General features: G+C 69.5%; 12 protein-coding genes. 7 read left to right on the top strand and 5 right to left on the bottom strand.

The window, feature by feature from the left end; genetic code table 11:
- Positions 1 to 25: 25 nt before the first annotated feature.
- Genes M673_RS21510 through M673_RS21520 form a run of 3 tightly spaced genes read right to left on the bottom strand, consistent with a single transcriptional unit; the run spans position 26 to position 3,089 of the window.
- Positions 26 to 778 carry an SDR family NAD(P)-dependent oxidoreductase gene (locus tag M673_RS21510; RefSeq protein WP_061978783.1) on the bottom strand — a complete coding sequence of 251 codons (753 nt, stop codon included), beginning with the start codon at positions 776 to 778 and terminating at the stop codon, positions 26 to 28.
- A 32-nt stretch (positions 779 to 810) separates the two neighbouring features.
- Positions 811 to 1,839, bottom strand: coding sequence for a tagatose 1,6-diphosphate aldolase (locus tag M673_RS21515; RefSeq protein ID WP_061978784.1), 1,029 nt, complete (start codon positions 1,837 to 1,839; stop codon positions 811 to 813).
- Positions 1,836 to 3,089, bottom strand: a complete 1,254-nt coding sequence (locus M673_RS21520) for an ADP-dependent glucokinase/phosphofructokinase (RefSeq protein WP_061978785.1) — start codon at positions 3,087 to 3,089, stop codon at positions 1,836 to 1,838. Before M673_RS21520 ends, M673_RS21515 begins: the two co-directional genes overlap by 4 nt.
- Before the next feature lie 122 nt (positions 3,090 to 3,211).
- On the opposite strand from M673_RS21520, the gene M673_RS21525 reads away from it, so the two are divergent.
- The 6 genes from M673_RS21525 (at position 3,212) to M673_RS21550 (ending at position 9,285) form a co-directional block, all read left to right on the top strand.
- Positions 3,212 to 3,994 carry a DeoR/GlpR family DNA-binding transcription regulator gene (locus M673_RS21525; RefSeq protein WP_061978786.1) on the top strand — a complete coding sequence of 261 codons (783 nt, stop codon included), beginning with the start codon at positions 3,212 to 3,214 and terminating at the stop codon, positions 3,992 to 3,994.
- A 146-nt stretch (positions 3,995 to 4,140) separates the two neighbouring features.
- Positions 4,141 to 5,547 (top strand): ABC transporter substrate-binding protein, encoded by a 1,407-nt coding sequence (locus M673_RS21530; RefSeq protein WP_082639987.1) that lies wholly within the window; start codon positions 4,141 to 4,143, stop codon positions 5,545 to 5,547.
- On the top strand, positions 5,547 to 6,485 hold the full coding sequence (locus M673_RS21535; RefSeq protein ID WP_187301366.1) for a carbohydrate ABC transporter permease: 939 nt from the start codon (positions 5,547 to 5,549) through the stop codon (positions 6,483 to 6,485). Before M673_RS21530 ends, M673_RS21535 begins: the two co-directional genes overlap by 1 nt.
- The gene (locus tag M673_RS21540) at positions 6,482 to 7,318 is read left to right on the top strand and encodes a carbohydrate ABC transporter permease (protein WP_061978787.1); all 837 of its coding nucleotides are present in this window, start codon (positions 6,482 to 6,484) and stop codon (positions 7,316 to 7,318) included. The genes M673_RS21535 and M673_RS21540 overlap by 4 nt, the downstream gene beginning before the upstream one ends.
- 19 nt (positions 7,319 to 7,337) lie before the next feature.
- Positions 7,338 to 8,159, top strand: coding sequence for a sugar phosphate isomerase/epimerase family protein (locus M673_RS21545; RefSeq protein ID WP_061978964.1), 822 nt, complete (start codon positions 7,338 to 7,340; stop codon positions 8,157 to 8,159).
- Between the two features lie 25 nt (positions 8,160 to 8,184).
- Positions 8,185 to 9,285 (top strand): ABC transporter ATP-binding protein, encoded by a 1,101-nt coding sequence (locus M673_RS21550; protein WP_061978788.1) that lies wholly within the window; start codon positions 8,185 to 8,187, stop codon positions 9,283 to 9,285.
- A gap of 9 nt (positions 9,286 to 9,294) precedes the next feature.
- Here M673_RS21550 and M673_RS21555 read toward each other — a convergent pair whose 3' ends face one another.
- Together M673_RS21555 and M673_RS21560 are read right to left on the bottom strand one after the other, a co-directional pair.
- Complete coding sequence (locus M673_RS21555) at positions 9,295 to 10,242, bottom strand: alpha/beta hydrolase (RefSeq protein WP_061978789.1); 948 nt, start codon at positions 10,240 to 10,242, stop codon at positions 9,295 to 9,297.
- Entirely contained in the window at positions 10,239 to 11,390 is a 1,152-nt protein-coding gene (locus tag M673_RS21560) for a Gfo/Idh/MocA family protein (protein WP_061978790.1), read from the bottom strand. Before M673_RS21560 ends, M673_RS21555 begins: the two co-directional genes overlap by 4 nt.
- A 316-nt stretch (positions 11,391 to 11,706) precedes the next feature.
- Here M673_RS21560 and M673_RS21565 point away from each other — a divergent pair, with 316 nt between their 5' ends.
- The gene (locus M673_RS21565) at positions 11,707 to 12,606 is read left to right on the top strand and encodes an ROK family protein (protein WP_061978791.1); all 900 of its coding nucleotides are present in this window, start codon (positions 11,707 to 11,709) and stop codon (positions 12,604 to 12,606) included.
- Positions 12,607 to 12,639 lie beyond the last annotated feature (33 nt).

Below are 12,639 nucleotides of genomic sequence, written 5' to 3' on the forward strand. Positions count from 1 at the left end.
GGCTTCCCCCTTCTCCGCGCGTCGATCAGAACATCGCGAGCCCGCCATTGATCTCGATGATCTCGCCCGTCAGGAACGAGGCCTCCTCCGACGCGAGGTAGAGAACGGCGCCCGCCACGTCCTCCGGCCGCCCTTCGCGGCCGAGCGGCGTGCGCGCCACCGTCGCGTCGCGCCCTTCGCGGGTCGAGAACCGGTCGTGGAACTGCGTGCCGATCAGGCCGGGCGCGACGCCGTTGACGCGGATGCCTTGCCCGCCAACCTCCTTGGCCAGCGCCTTGGCGAAGGTCATCACGCCGCCCTTCGAGGCGGCATAGGCCGAGGCGCCCATGCCGCCGCCGTCATGGGCGGCGAGCGAGCTCATGAGCACCAGCGCGCCCCGCCCGGCCTCGATCATCTGCGGAAGCAGCGCGCGGGCGGTGAGAAAGGTGCTCGTCAGATTGACGGCCATGACCTCGTTCCAAAGATCGAGCGGGAAGTCCACGACCTTGCAGCGACGCAGGAGGCCGCCCGCGTTGGCGACGCCGACCGAGATCGGCCCCAGCGCCTCGTTGGCCCGGCGCACCGCGTCCGTCACCGCCTCTTCCCGTGTCGCGTCGCACTCGATGGCGAGAAGCGCGCCCTGCGGGGCGGCCTCCACCATCTCTCGCGCCGCCTCGCCGCTCGCGGCGTAGGTGAAGGCGACCCGCGCGCCCTCGCGCGCGAAGCCCTCCACCACCGCGCGGCCGATGCCGGACGCGCCGCCCGTGACGAACACCGTCTGCCCTTCGAACCTGCCCATGCGCCCCTCCCCCGTTCCGCTCATCTGGCCGCTCACGCTTCCTGCCAGCCGGCATACCAGCCGTCGGGATAGGCGCGGGTGAGCTCGCTGCCGGTGAGTTCCGGCCGGTAGGGGCGGCCATGGCGGCGGGCGATGTCGGTGAGTTCGGACAGGCGCCCGGCGGCGGCGGCGGCGGCCTCGGCGCGCTGGGCGGGGTCGCGCGTCGCCGCCGCGTCCTGCCAGATCGAGCGCCCGCCCAGGAAGCCCGACGCGCCCGCCCGGCAGGCGACCTCGACCTGATCGCGGAACTCCTCGTAGCCGACGCCCGCCGACAGGATGACCCAGGGCTGGCTCATGCCGGCGTCGAGGCGCCGGCAGGCATCGACCGACGCGTCCCGCCCCTCGGGCGTCGAGACGTCGCCGGGAAACTCCACCTTCAGCATGTCGGCGCCGAACTCGGCCGCGAGATGGGCGGATTCGATGATGCCTTCCACGCGGCGCGCGGCCCAGGCGGCGCTCTTGGTGTCCTCGCCCGGCAGGGCGTACCAGATCGGCTCCACCACGAGCGGAATGGAGAAGGCGCGGCAGTCCACCACGAGATCGCGCACCACCTGCCGCTGCGCCTCGGCCGTCTCCGCTTCCGGCCGGTAGAACCAGAGCAGCTTCACCATGTCGGCGCCCAGCATCTTGATCTTGCGCACCGTCCAGCCCTGCCGCCAGCGCGTGCGCCGCTCGCCGTTCACCACGTCGAACCCCTCGCCCTCGATGCTGGAGATGAGGCCGACCGCGCCCGGCAGCGCGCGGGAGGCGATCACCTGCGCCAAGCTGAACTGCGCTTCCAGCAGAAAGGCGCTCGCGACAGGCGCGATGTGGCGCACCAGTTCGAGCTTGGCCTCCACCGCCTGCTCGTAGGACACGGTGTTGCGGTCCTCGGCCAGAAGGTCCTTGAAGCTGATGAGATGGTCGAGCGCCAGGATCGCGAAGAAGCCGTCCGGCGTCGTGATCCGCTGCAGGCCGCGCAGCTTTCCGGGATCGAGGTCAACGGTGGAGGCAGGCTGCTCGATGCGGGGATGGACGGTCACGCGAGTTCTCCTGGGGTCAAGTGTCGGGATGGGGAGCGCGCCGCCGCGTGGACGAGCAGGCAGCCGGCGAGAAACGTGTCGCCGAGCCCGATCGTGCTGCGGGGGCGGTTGGTATAGGGGCTGGGGCAGCGCACGAGGCGCCAGCCCTGCCCGAGATCCTGGTCCGGCCCGGCGTCGGTGAAGGCCGCGCCCGGCGGGCAGGTGTCGGGAAGAACGGGCTCGCCCGCCCGCGCCCGGCAGGCGGCGAGAAGGCAGCCGGTCATCAGCGCCTGCCGCTCGCGCGCCGGGTCGGCCCGCGTCAGCGCGGCGGCCCACTCGTCGGCATGGACGCAGACGCGCTCCAGATCGTGCGCCAGCGCGAAGAGCTTGAGCTCCGGCCCGAGATCGCCGCCACTGATGCCGCACCATTCCGACCAGCTCATGCCGACCGAGGTCAGCGAGCCCCGCAGGGCCGCGAGGATGCGCTGGGGCAGATGGGCCCGCGCGCCGTAGTCGGCAAGTTCGAGATGCAGGAAGGGCAACCCCGCCCGGCGCCAGAGAAGCGCCTGCGCCCCGACATGGGCGAGCGTTTCCTCGATCGCCTCGTCGGGCGTCGCGACGAGGCTGGAAATGGCCCCCGCGCCCGCCGCATGGGCAAAGATCGCGCTTTGCGCTTCGAACGCGGCGTCGCGCTCCGGCCCGTCGGCCGCCAGTCGAACGATGACCCGCGTCGCGCGGCGCACGGGCACGCCGCCGATCGTGGTGCCGAGTTGCGTTTCGAAGATCCAGTGCCGCGCCTTGCCCGCGCCGGGCTCGACATTGATCCGGTGCTTGGGCCGCCAGCCGCCCGGCGCGGCCAGCCGCACGTCGGGGTGAACGAGGGCGAGCTGGTCGGGCGAGCGGTCACTGAGCGCCAGCAGCGCCGGGGTGCCGAGAAGCGCCAGGACATTGGCGATCTGCAGCGAGGTGCCGCCGGCGCGAAGCCGATGCGGCAGGCTCTCCGCCATCCAGGCGTCGCCCTCCGGCCAGTCCAGCGCGATCTCGCCGCCGATGCCGTCCTCGACGCGCCGCCGCAGCTCGTCCGACAAGGCCCAGGCGCCGGGGGGCGCATCGCCGGCGAAAAGCGCGGCGGCCTCGTGCAGCGGCACGACGGCGTCCACGAAGGCGGAAAAGCCGAGCAGCACCGGCGCGGCCTCCGCCGCCCGTCCGGGCAGGCGCAAGGCGAGTTCGCCATAGGCGTCCCGCCAGAAGTCGGCCTCGCCGCTCCGCATCTTCGCCTCCCGTATATGCGTTTTTTTGCTGTTATGTGCTAGGTATCGCTTCTACATTGCGCAAGTCAAGCGAGAGATCGTAAGGCTCTTTGCAATTTCGAGCGTGAGACACAGGAGTCCCGATGGCCAAGAACGCCAGTTCCCTTCCCGCGCGGCGGCGCGCCAACATGCTGGAGCTGATCGGCCGGGACGGCAGCGTCAGCGTGCCGGATCTGGCCGAGCGCTTCGCGGTTTCGCTGGACACGGTGCGGCGCGATCTCGACCATCTGGCCCGCAGCGGCGCGCTGGTGCGCGCGCATGGCGGCGCGCTGCGCGTGTCGCAGGGCGATCCGCTGAAGCCCCTGGCGGACCGGGTTCTCGACCAGTCCAGCGAGAAGGCGGCGATTGCCAAGCTCTGCGCGAAACAGGTGCGCAACGGCGAAACGCTGATGCTGAACGGCGGCTCCACCACGCTTCTCGTGGCCGAGGCGCTGGCGGATCATGCGCAGACCGTGGTCTTCACCAACAATCTCGCCCTGCCCGCCAGCCTGGCGCCGGGGCACTTCGCCGCGCTGCACGTGCTCGGCGGAGAGTACCGCGCGCTCACCCGCGTGTCGGTCGGCCCGCTCCTGTTCGCCAATTCGGAGCGCATCAACATCGACACGGCGATCATCGGCGTGCGCGCCATCCATGCCGACAACGGCATCCTGACCAGCGATCTCGCGGAAGCCTCGATGATCGCAGACATGATGGCGCTCGCCCGGCGCACCATCGTCGTCGCGGACGCCTCGAAATTCGGCCAATACGCCTTCGCGACCATCGCGCCCCTGTCGGCGATCGACATTCTCGTCACCGACCGCGCGCCGGACGGCGCTCTGGCGGAGGCGCTGCGGGGCGCGGACGTCAGCGTCGTCACCCCCGGCTGATCGATCGATGCCGCAACGCACGAAGAATGCTGCATTGCATATGCATTTTATTGCGTGATTCTGCTTGACGCCAAGGGCGAGTCGGCGTTTGCTTTCCCCTGACGGACATCCGCGGCGATGCATCGCGGAGCCTCACGGAGGGAACCATGGCCAAACTCGACACCGATGCCGCCGTCGGACCGACACCTCGCGCCCAGACGCCGGAGGCCGCGCCCGCTTCCGCGCCGAGCGAACCCGCACAGGGTCTCGCGCCGAGCCGGCGCCGCTTCCTCCAGGGCACCGGCCTCCTCGCCCTCTCGGTAGCGGGCGGTGCGCTCGCCGGCGGGGGCCTCCTCGCCTCGGCCTCCTCGCGTGCCAGCGCCCAGTCGCGCACCGAGATCACCTTCGCCAGCGCCAAGTTCTACGGCAAGCAGTCGATCGGGCAGGCGGTCGAGATGTTCAACCAGTCCCAGTCCAAGATCCTCGTCAAGTTCCTCGAACTGCCCCCGCCAAGCTCCTCCACCGAGGTGCATCAGGCGCTGGTGCAGCAGCTGGCCCGCCGCTCCGGCACGCCCGACGTGTTCACCCAGGACGTCATCTGGATCGCCGAGTTCGCCGGCGCCGGATGGGCCTTGCCGCTCGACGAATACGTGCCCGCCGCCGACCGGCAGCAGTATTTCCCCGGCCTGATCGACGCCTGCACCTATGGGGGCAAGCTGACCGCGCTGCCCTGGATCGTGGACGGCGGCATGCTCTTTTACCGCAAGGACCTCTTGGAGGCGGCGGGCGCCAAGGCGCCGCAGACCTGGGACGAGCTGACCACCATCGCCAGCGAGATGCAGAAGAGCAAGAAGGTCGATTTCGGCTATCTCTGGCAGGGCAAGCAGGCCGAGGTCCTGGTCTGCGACGCGGTGGAGGCCATCGCCACGAACGGCGGCGCGATCCTCGCCCCCGATGGCAAGTCCGCCGCGATCGGCTCCGACAAGGCGGTCGAGGCCGTGCAGTTTCTCTACGACACGATCAACAAGAGCAAGATTTCGCCGAGCGACGTCCTGTCCTGGGACGAGGAGCCCTCGCGCCTACCCTTCACCGGCGGCAAGGCGGCCTTCCTGCGCAACTGGTCCTATGTCTACGCCATCGCGCAGGACCCGAGCGGTTCCTCCGTGGTGGACAAGGTGGGCGTCGCGCCGCTGCCGCATTTTGCCGGCGGCAAGAGCGCGGCGTGCCTCGGCGGCTACCAGTACGGCGTCAACGCCAACACCAAGCACCGCGAGGCGGCGGTGGAGTTCGTGCGCTGGATGTCCTCGCCCGAAACCCAGCTCTGGTTCGCGCTGCAGCTCGGCCTCGCGCCGACGCGCCCCGCCGTCTTCAAGGAGCAGAAGCTCGGCCAGGAGCAGCCCTTCATGCAGCAGCTGGAGACCGTGTTCACCGGCGCGACGCCCCGGCCCGTGACGCCGAAATACGCGCAGGTCACGCTCGCCATCCAGTCCGCCGTGTCGCGCGCCCTCGTCAGCGGCGAGGTGAAGAAGGAGCTCGACGCCGCAGCCAGCCGCATCGACAAAATCGTCGCCTGATGCCCTCCGTGCTCGCCGCTCCGGCCGGCCTGTCCAGCGCCCGAAAGGGGGCTGGGCTCTTTCCGCGCCGCGCGCTGCCCCCCTGGCTCCTGCTCGTGCCGGCCTTCGTCTCGCTGGGGTCGGTCTCGGTCTATCCCATCGTCAACGGGCTCTGGCTGTCGCTCACCAACACCTCGCTCGTGACGCAGGAGCACGACTTCGTGGGGCTGGCGAACTACGCCCTGCTCTGGGACGACCCGACCTTCTGGAACGCCTGGCGGCACACGCTGATCTTCACCCTCGTCTCGACGCTGGCCGAGACGCTGATCGGCCTTGCCATGGCGCTTCTCCTCTACGAGCCCTTCAGCGGGCGCGCCGTGGTGCGCGCGGCCATGCTGGTGCCTTGGGCCATGCCCACCGTCGTCACCTCCAAGATGTTCGGCTGGCTCTTCGACGGGCAGCACGGGCTGGTGAACTATCTCCTCCTCCAGGTCGGGCTGATCGACGCCAACGTCAACTGGTACGGCTCGGTCGACAACGCGCTGGGCACGATCATCTTCGCCGATGTCTGGAAGACGACGCCCTTCATGGCGCTGCTCCTTCTAGCCGGCCTGCACACCATTCCCGCCTCGCTGGTGGAGGCCGCGCGTATGGACGGGGGCAAGGCCTTCGCGATCTTCTGGTACGTGCGCCTGCCGCTGCTTCTGCCGACGCTCCTGATCGCCGGCCTGTTCCGCGCGCTGGACGCGTTTCGGGTGTTCGATCTCGTCTATGTCCTGACCGGCGGCGGCCCGGCGGATTCCACCGAGACCCTGTCCACCCTGTCCTACAAGATCTTCTTTTCCACGCTTCAGTTCGGATACGGCTCGGCGATCTCCACCGCCATGTTCGTGACGGAAGCCATCATCGCGGTCGGCTTCGGCCTGTTCGTGATGCGCCAGATGCGGAGGGCGGGATGAACGACGATCGGCCCCTCGTCCAGAGCCTCGTGCTCTATCTCGGCGGCTCGCTCATTCTTCTCTGGTCGGGCGGCCCGTTTCTCTGGCAGCTTTCGACCTCGTTCCAGCTCGACCGCGAGCTGACGGCGGACACGCCGCGTTTCCTGCCCTCGCCCGCCACGCTGGAGCACTATCGCAATATCTTCGTGGAGAAGCAGTTTCAGGACTATGTCGTGAACTCGCTGATCGTGGCGAGCCTGACCACCCTCGTCTGCCTTTTGATCGGCGCGCTCGCGGCCTTCGCCCTGTCGCGGCTCGACATCAAGAACCGCTTCGGCGTGCTCGGGCTCGTGCTTTCGATCTCGATGTTTCCGCAGATCGCGCTGGTTGGCCCGCTCTATCTCGTGGCGTCCGAGTTCGGCCTTCTCGACACGTTCACCGGGCTCGTCATCACCTATGTCGCGCTCGGCCTGCCGCTCGTGACCTGGGTTCTGTTCGGCTATTTCGAAACGCTGCCGCGCGAGATCGACGAGGCCGCGCGCATGGACGGCGTGTCGACGCTGGGTCTTCTGTTCCGCATCATCCTGCCCATGTCGCTCCCTAGCCTCGTGACCACCGGGCTTCTCGCCTTCATCGCGGCGTGGAACGAGTTCATGTTCGCGCTCGCCTTCACCTCCACGATCGAGCACCAGACCATCCCGGTCGGCATCGCGAACTTCACCAACCTTTATTACGTGCCCTGGGGCGACATCGCGGCCGCGTCCGTCGTCGTCACGGTGCCCCTCATCCTCCTCGTGCTGGTCTTCCAGCGCCACATCATCGAAGGCCTGACCCAAGGCGGCGTCAAGGAATGAGCACCAAGAAATGAGCATCATGCCGGATCGATCCATCAAGCTGGGCTGCCAGACCTTCACCTGGGAAATGCTGGGCGAAGGCTTCCGGGGAGGGCCGGACGATCTTCTGCGCGCGGTGGCCGGCGCCGGCTATGCCGGCATCGAGATCACCGACAAGATGATCGGCTTCTACGCCGGCAAACCCGACGAGTTCGCCCGCGCGCTGGACGATCTCGGGCTCGCGCTCGTCGCCTTCGCCATCGGCTCGCCCAGCGGCTTCACCGAGCTGAACGAGGTGGAGAGCGATCTGGAAGCGGCGCGCCGCTGGCTCGATTTCACCGCCCGCTTTCCCGGCGCGGTTCTTTCCATGGGGTCGGCGACGATCATGAGCGACGGGCCGCGCGAGGAGAAGTTCCGCGTCGCCGCCGAGATCTACAACCGCGCGGCCGAACTAGGGCACGGCGCGGGCGTCGAGGTCGCGGTGCATCCCAGCTCGCATCACAACACGCTTTTGTTCGACCGGGCGGACTACGACACGATCTTCTCGCTTCTCGACCCCGAGCGGGTCGGCTGGGTGCCCGACACCGGCCATATTCTGCGCGGCCACGACGATCTCTTGGACACGCTGCGCGCCCATCGCGACCGCATCCGCTACGTCCACCTCAAGGACGTGGACGGAGCCGGAGAGTGGGCGATGCTCGGCAAGGGCGTCTGCGACACGCCGGCGGTGATCGAGGCGGTGCGCGGCGCGCCGCGTTTCAGCGGCTGGCTGGTGCTGGAGGAGGAGTCGGAGGAGGCCGGCGCCGCGCCCGAAGCGGCGGTCGCCGCCAATCGCGAGACGATGCGCCGCTACGGCGCCTGAAACCTGAAATCGGGAGGCCGGACGAATGGCGACGCTGCACCTTCAGGACGTTCGCAAGCGATATGGCGCCTTCGAGGCTATCAAGGGTGTCGACCTCGATGTGGAGGACCGCGAATTCGTGGTCTTCGTCGGCCCGTCCGGCTGCGGCAAGTCCACGCTGCTGCGCATGATCGCGGGGTTGGAGAAGATCAGCGGCGGCGAAATCCGCATCGACGGCCAGCGAATGAACGAAATCGGCCCGTCCGACAGAGGGCTGGCCATGGTGTTCCAGTCCTACGCGCTTTACCCGCACATGACCGTGGCCGAGAACATGGGTTTCGCGCTCAAGCTCGCCGGGCTCGGCCGGGCCGAACGGGAGGAAAAGGTGCGCATGGCCGGCGAGGTGCTGCAGCTCGGGCCGCTTCTGGAGCGGCGCCCGCGCGAGCTTTCAGGCGGACAGCGCCAGCGCGTCGCGATCGGGCGCGCCATCGTGCGAAGCCCGAAGATCTTCCTGTTCGACGAGCCCCTGTCCAATCTCGACGCGGCGCTGCGCGTCCAGATGCGGCTGGAACTCATGCGCCTGCACGAGCGGCTCGACGCCACCATGATCTATGTCACGCACGACCAGACCGAGGCCATGACCATGGCCGACAAGATCGTCGTTCTCAGCGCCGGGCGGATCGAGCAGGTCGGCACGCCGCTCGACCTCTATCACCATCCGCGCAACCTCTTCGTCGCCGGCTTCATCGGCTCGCCCAAGATGAACACGATGCCCGCCCGCGTCGCGGCGGTGGCCGGAAACGGGCTGCGCCTTCGCCTCGCGTCGGGCGCCGAGCTTCTGGTGCCGGTGGACGGGCGGGGGGTGACGGTCGGCGAGGCGGTCACGCTCGGCGTGCGGCCCGAGCATCTGCATCTCTCCACGGAGGGCGAGTTGAGCGGCACGACGCTGGTGGCCGAGCGGCTCGGCAACATGACCGTGCTGCATGTCGATCTGACGGACGGCGGCACGGCCGTCGTGCAGCTCGACGGCAACAACCCGACCCCGGCCCATGCCGCCGTGCGGCTGTCGATCGACGCCGCGGCCTGCCATGTCTTCGACGGATCGGAGGCGGCGCTGCCCCATCTCGCACGCCACCCCCTGGCCTGACGCGCGCCGTCAGCGCGTCTCGAATTCGCGCCAGGCGGCCACCGCCTGGTCCACCGCCTCGCGAGCCTGCGGAATGAAGCGCCCGGCGGAGACGAAGCCGTGGATCTGGTCCGGCCAGTGCGCGAGGCGCAGCGGCACGCCGGCCTCGCGCAACCGCTCGGCATAGGCTGCGCCCTCGTCCAACAGAATGTCGAGCCCCGCCAGCGCCACGAAGGCCGGCGGCGCGCCCGCAAGTTCAGGCGCCAGGAGCGGCGACACGCGCCAGTCCGAGGCAAGATGGGCGTCGCCGCCGACATACTGGTCGCGAAACCACGCCATGGTGCGGGCAGTGAGGCCGAAACCCTCGCCGTAGCGCCGCATGCTGGCCGATCCCTGCCGCGCGTCGGTGTTGGGATAGATCAGCAGCTGCGCGGCGAGCGTCGGCAGCCCGTCCCGGCCGCTCATCAGCGCCAGCACGGCAGCGAGATTTCCGCCAGCGCTGTCTCCCGCGACGGCAAGGCGCGCGGGGTCGAGACCCAGTGCCTCGGCAGACGCACCCAAGAAACGCAGAGCTGCCGCCGCATCCTCCAGCCCGGCCGGAAAGGGATGTTCGGGCGCGAGGCGATAGTCCGGGCAGAGGACGACGCCGCCGATACGGTTGGCGAACCAGCGGCAGATATCGTCATGCGAGTCGAGATCGCCGATCACCCAGCCGCCGCCATGGCAATACAGAAGCCCCGGCGCGCCCGTCGTCGGCGCACCCGCGCCGCGGTAGAGCCGAGCCGCGATCGGCCCGCGCAGCCCCTCGATCACGCGCTCCTCCACCGCGCCTACGGGCTCCTTCTCGCCCTGCAGGGCGAGATAGGACCGGCGATAGGCCACGCGCGCCTCGGCGGCCGTCCCCTCCTCGAAGGGCTTGCCGCCGGACTCGCGCCCCAAGTCCAGAACGCGCGCCGCGCCGGGATCGAGCGCGCTCATGCGGCTTCGGCCTCGGGCGCCAGCAGCGAGCGCGCCTCGGCCTCGCCGAGCGGCGCGGGCTGCGCGACCGTGCCCTCGATGTGCACGGCCTCGCCCGTCTCGCCGGATCGAAGCGCCGCCTCCATCACTTCGAGAACATGGAGCGCCAGATCGCCGGACGCGCGCGGCGCCTGCCCCGTCGCGATGGAGCGAGCGAGGTCGCAGACGCCGAGCATCCGGTAGTTCGCCCGTTCCGGCGCCGCGAAGGGCCAATTGATGGCGCCGTAGAGTTCGCCCTCGCTCGGGAAGTCGCGCCACGCGGCCCCGCGCTCGGAGAGCGACACCGTGCCGCCGAACGTGTCGGGGTCCGGCAGGCGGAGCGAGCCCTGCGTTCCGTGCAGCTCGATCGGGTGGTTGGAATGGCGGAACACGTCCCAGGACGTGCCGAAGGTGACCTGCGCGCCCGACGAAAACTCCAGGAGCGTCAGCACCGTCGTCGGCGTGCCGACGGCAAAGCGCGTGTTCTGGAACGGCCCCTCGGCTGTAATCAGGCGCTCGGCCTCTCCCATCGAGGTCAGCGCCATGACCCGGCGCACAGGCCCGAGAAGGTTCACCAGCATGGTGAGGTAATAGGGACCCATGTCGAGCATCGGCCCGGCGCCGGGCTGGTAGTAGAATTGCGGATTGGGGTGCCAGTGCTCCATGCCCCGGCCGAACATGAAGGCCGTTCCGGCCACCGGCTTGCCGATCGCCCCCTCGTCCATCAACCGCCGCGCGCGCCGCCCGGCCGCGCCCAGAAACGTATCGGGCGCCGAGCCGAGCTTCAGGCCGCGCTCGCGCGCCTCCGCCACGATGCGCCGCCCCTCCGCCGCCGTCACGCCGAGCGGCTTCTCGGTGAAGACATGCTTTCCGGCCGAGAGCGCCGACATCGTCACATCGAAATGCGCGGCGGGGATGGTCAGGTTGAGAACGATGTCGATCTCGGGCGCGGCGTAGAGCTCGTCCAGGGTCATGGCGCGAACGCCGTATTCGCGGGCGCGCGTCGCGGCCATGTCGGCCGACAGGTCCGCGCAGCCCCGCAGCTCGACGCCGCCGAAGAGCTTGGCGTTGCGCATATAGGTCATGGCGATGTTGCCGCAGCCGACAACGCCGAGGCCGATCGTGGTCATTCTTCCTCCCAGGCAAGCTGCGGCCCCGCCCCCATGGAGCGGCCGGCGCGCGCCGATGCGCTTTCCTCCCGGCATCGGTTGCCCGCATCTAAGCATCCGCACGGCCGGCGCGCGACCGGTTTTCCGCGAGCGGACGCGATCTCTCGCGAGAAGGACTTGCACCCACTCCAAGCGCGCAAACAGACAGACGCCACGCTTTCCCCGGCGCGGCGGCTCGCATAGGCTCGCGTCGGCGAATCGGGTCTCGCGCCGCGCCTTGGGAGGGGCGCGGCATCCAGTGAGGCCCGGCAAGGCAAGGGGGAGGCGGGACACGCGCATGCTGATCGGCATCGACTGGGGCGGCACCAAGATCGAGGGCATCGCCCTTCTGCCGGACGGGACGGAGCTGGCGCGCGAGCGGCGCGACACCCCGCGCCACGACTATTTCGGCTGCATCGACATGATCGGCTCCATCATCGCGGACATGGAGGCCAAGACCGGGGGCCGGGGCACGATCGGCATCGGCATTCCCGGCTCGCTGGAGCCCAAGTCCCGCCTCGGCAAGGGCGCGAGTTCCACCTGGCTTCTCGGCCGCCCGGTGGAAACCGACCTCGTGGAGCGGCTGGGCCGCGAGGTGCGCGTCGAGAACGACGCCGACTGTCTCGCCGCGTCGGAAGCGGTGGACGGGGCCGGCGCGGGGCACAATGTCGTCTTCGCGGTGATCCTCGGCAGCGGCGCGGGCGCGGGCATCGCCGTGGGCGGGCGCGCCCATCACGGGCCCAACAATTCGGGCGGCGAGTGGGGTCACAATCCCCTGCCCTTTCCCAACCAGTCGGAGCTGACCGGCCGTCCCTGCTATTGCGGCAAGCATGGCTGCCTGGAAACCTGGGTCTCGGGCCGCGCCTTCGAGGCGGAGTTCGCCCTTCACACCGGCACGGAGCGCAAAGCCGCCGAGATCATGGAGATGAAGCGCGGCGGCGACAGGCTCGCGGGCCTTCTCTGGAGCCGCTATGTCGACCGCGTGGCGCGCGGCCTGTCGGTCGTGGTCAACGCGCTCGACCCCGACATCTTCGTGATGGGCGGGGGCATGTCCAACGTGCCCGAACTCTACGACGATCTCTCCCCGCTGATCGCGCGCTACACGTTCTCCACCGTCTTCCATACGCCGATCGTGAAGTCGCGGCACGGCGATTCCAGCGGCGTGCGCGGCGCCGCCTGGCTCTGGAAGGACGGTTGAGCCTTCCCCTCCCTTCTCCCGCAAACGGACTTG

This window comes from Aureimonas sp. AU20 (genome assembly GCF_001442755.1).
In the GTDB taxonomy this organism is placed as follows: Bacteria; Pseudomonadota; Alphaproteobacteria; order Rhizobiales; family Rhizobiaceae; genus Aureimonas.

Coding starts and splice junctions, on each gene's coding strand:
- M673_RS21510 (WP_061978783.1), bottom strand. CDS start 778: ATGGGCAGGTTCGAAGGGCAGACGGTGTTCGTCACGGGCGGCGCGTCC.
- M673_RS21520 (WP_061978785.1), bottom strand. CDS start 3,089: ATGCGGAGCGGCGAGGCCGACTTCTGGCGGGACGCCTATGGCGAACTC.
- M673_RS21525 (WP_061978786.1), top strand. CDS start 3,212: ATGGCCAAGAACGCCAGTTCCCTTCCCGCGCGGCGGCGCGCCAACATG.
- M673_RS21530 (WP_082639987.1), top strand. CDS start 4,141: ATGGCCAAACTCGACACCGATGCCGCCGTCGGACCGACACCTCGCGCC.
- M673_RS21535 (WP_187301366.1), top strand. CDS start 5,547: ATGCCCTCCGTGCTCGCCGCTCCGGCCGGCCTGTCCAGCGCCCGAAAG.
- M673_RS21540 (WP_061978787.1), top strand. CDS start 6,482: ATGAACGACGATCGGCCCCTCGTCCAGAGCCTCGTGCTCTATCTCGGC.
- M673_RS21545 (WP_061978964.1), top strand. CDS start 7,338: ATGCCGGATCGATCCATCAAGCTGGGCTGCCAGACCTTCACCTGGGAA.
- M673_RS21550 (WP_061978788.1), top strand. CDS start 8,185: ATGGCGACGCTGCACCTTCAGGACGTTCGCAAGCGATATGGCGCCTTC.
- M673_RS21555 (WP_061978789.1), bottom strand. CDS start 10,242: ATGAGCGCGCTCGATCCCGGCGCGGCGCGCGTTCTGGACTTGGGGCGC.
- M673_RS21560 (WP_061978790.1), bottom strand. CDS start 11,390: ATGACCACGATCGGCCTCGGCGTTGTCGGCTGCGGCAACATCGCCATG.
- M673_RS21565 (WP_061978791.1), top strand. CDS start 11,707: ATGCTGATCGGCATCGACTGGGGCGGCACCAAGATCGAGGGCATCGCC.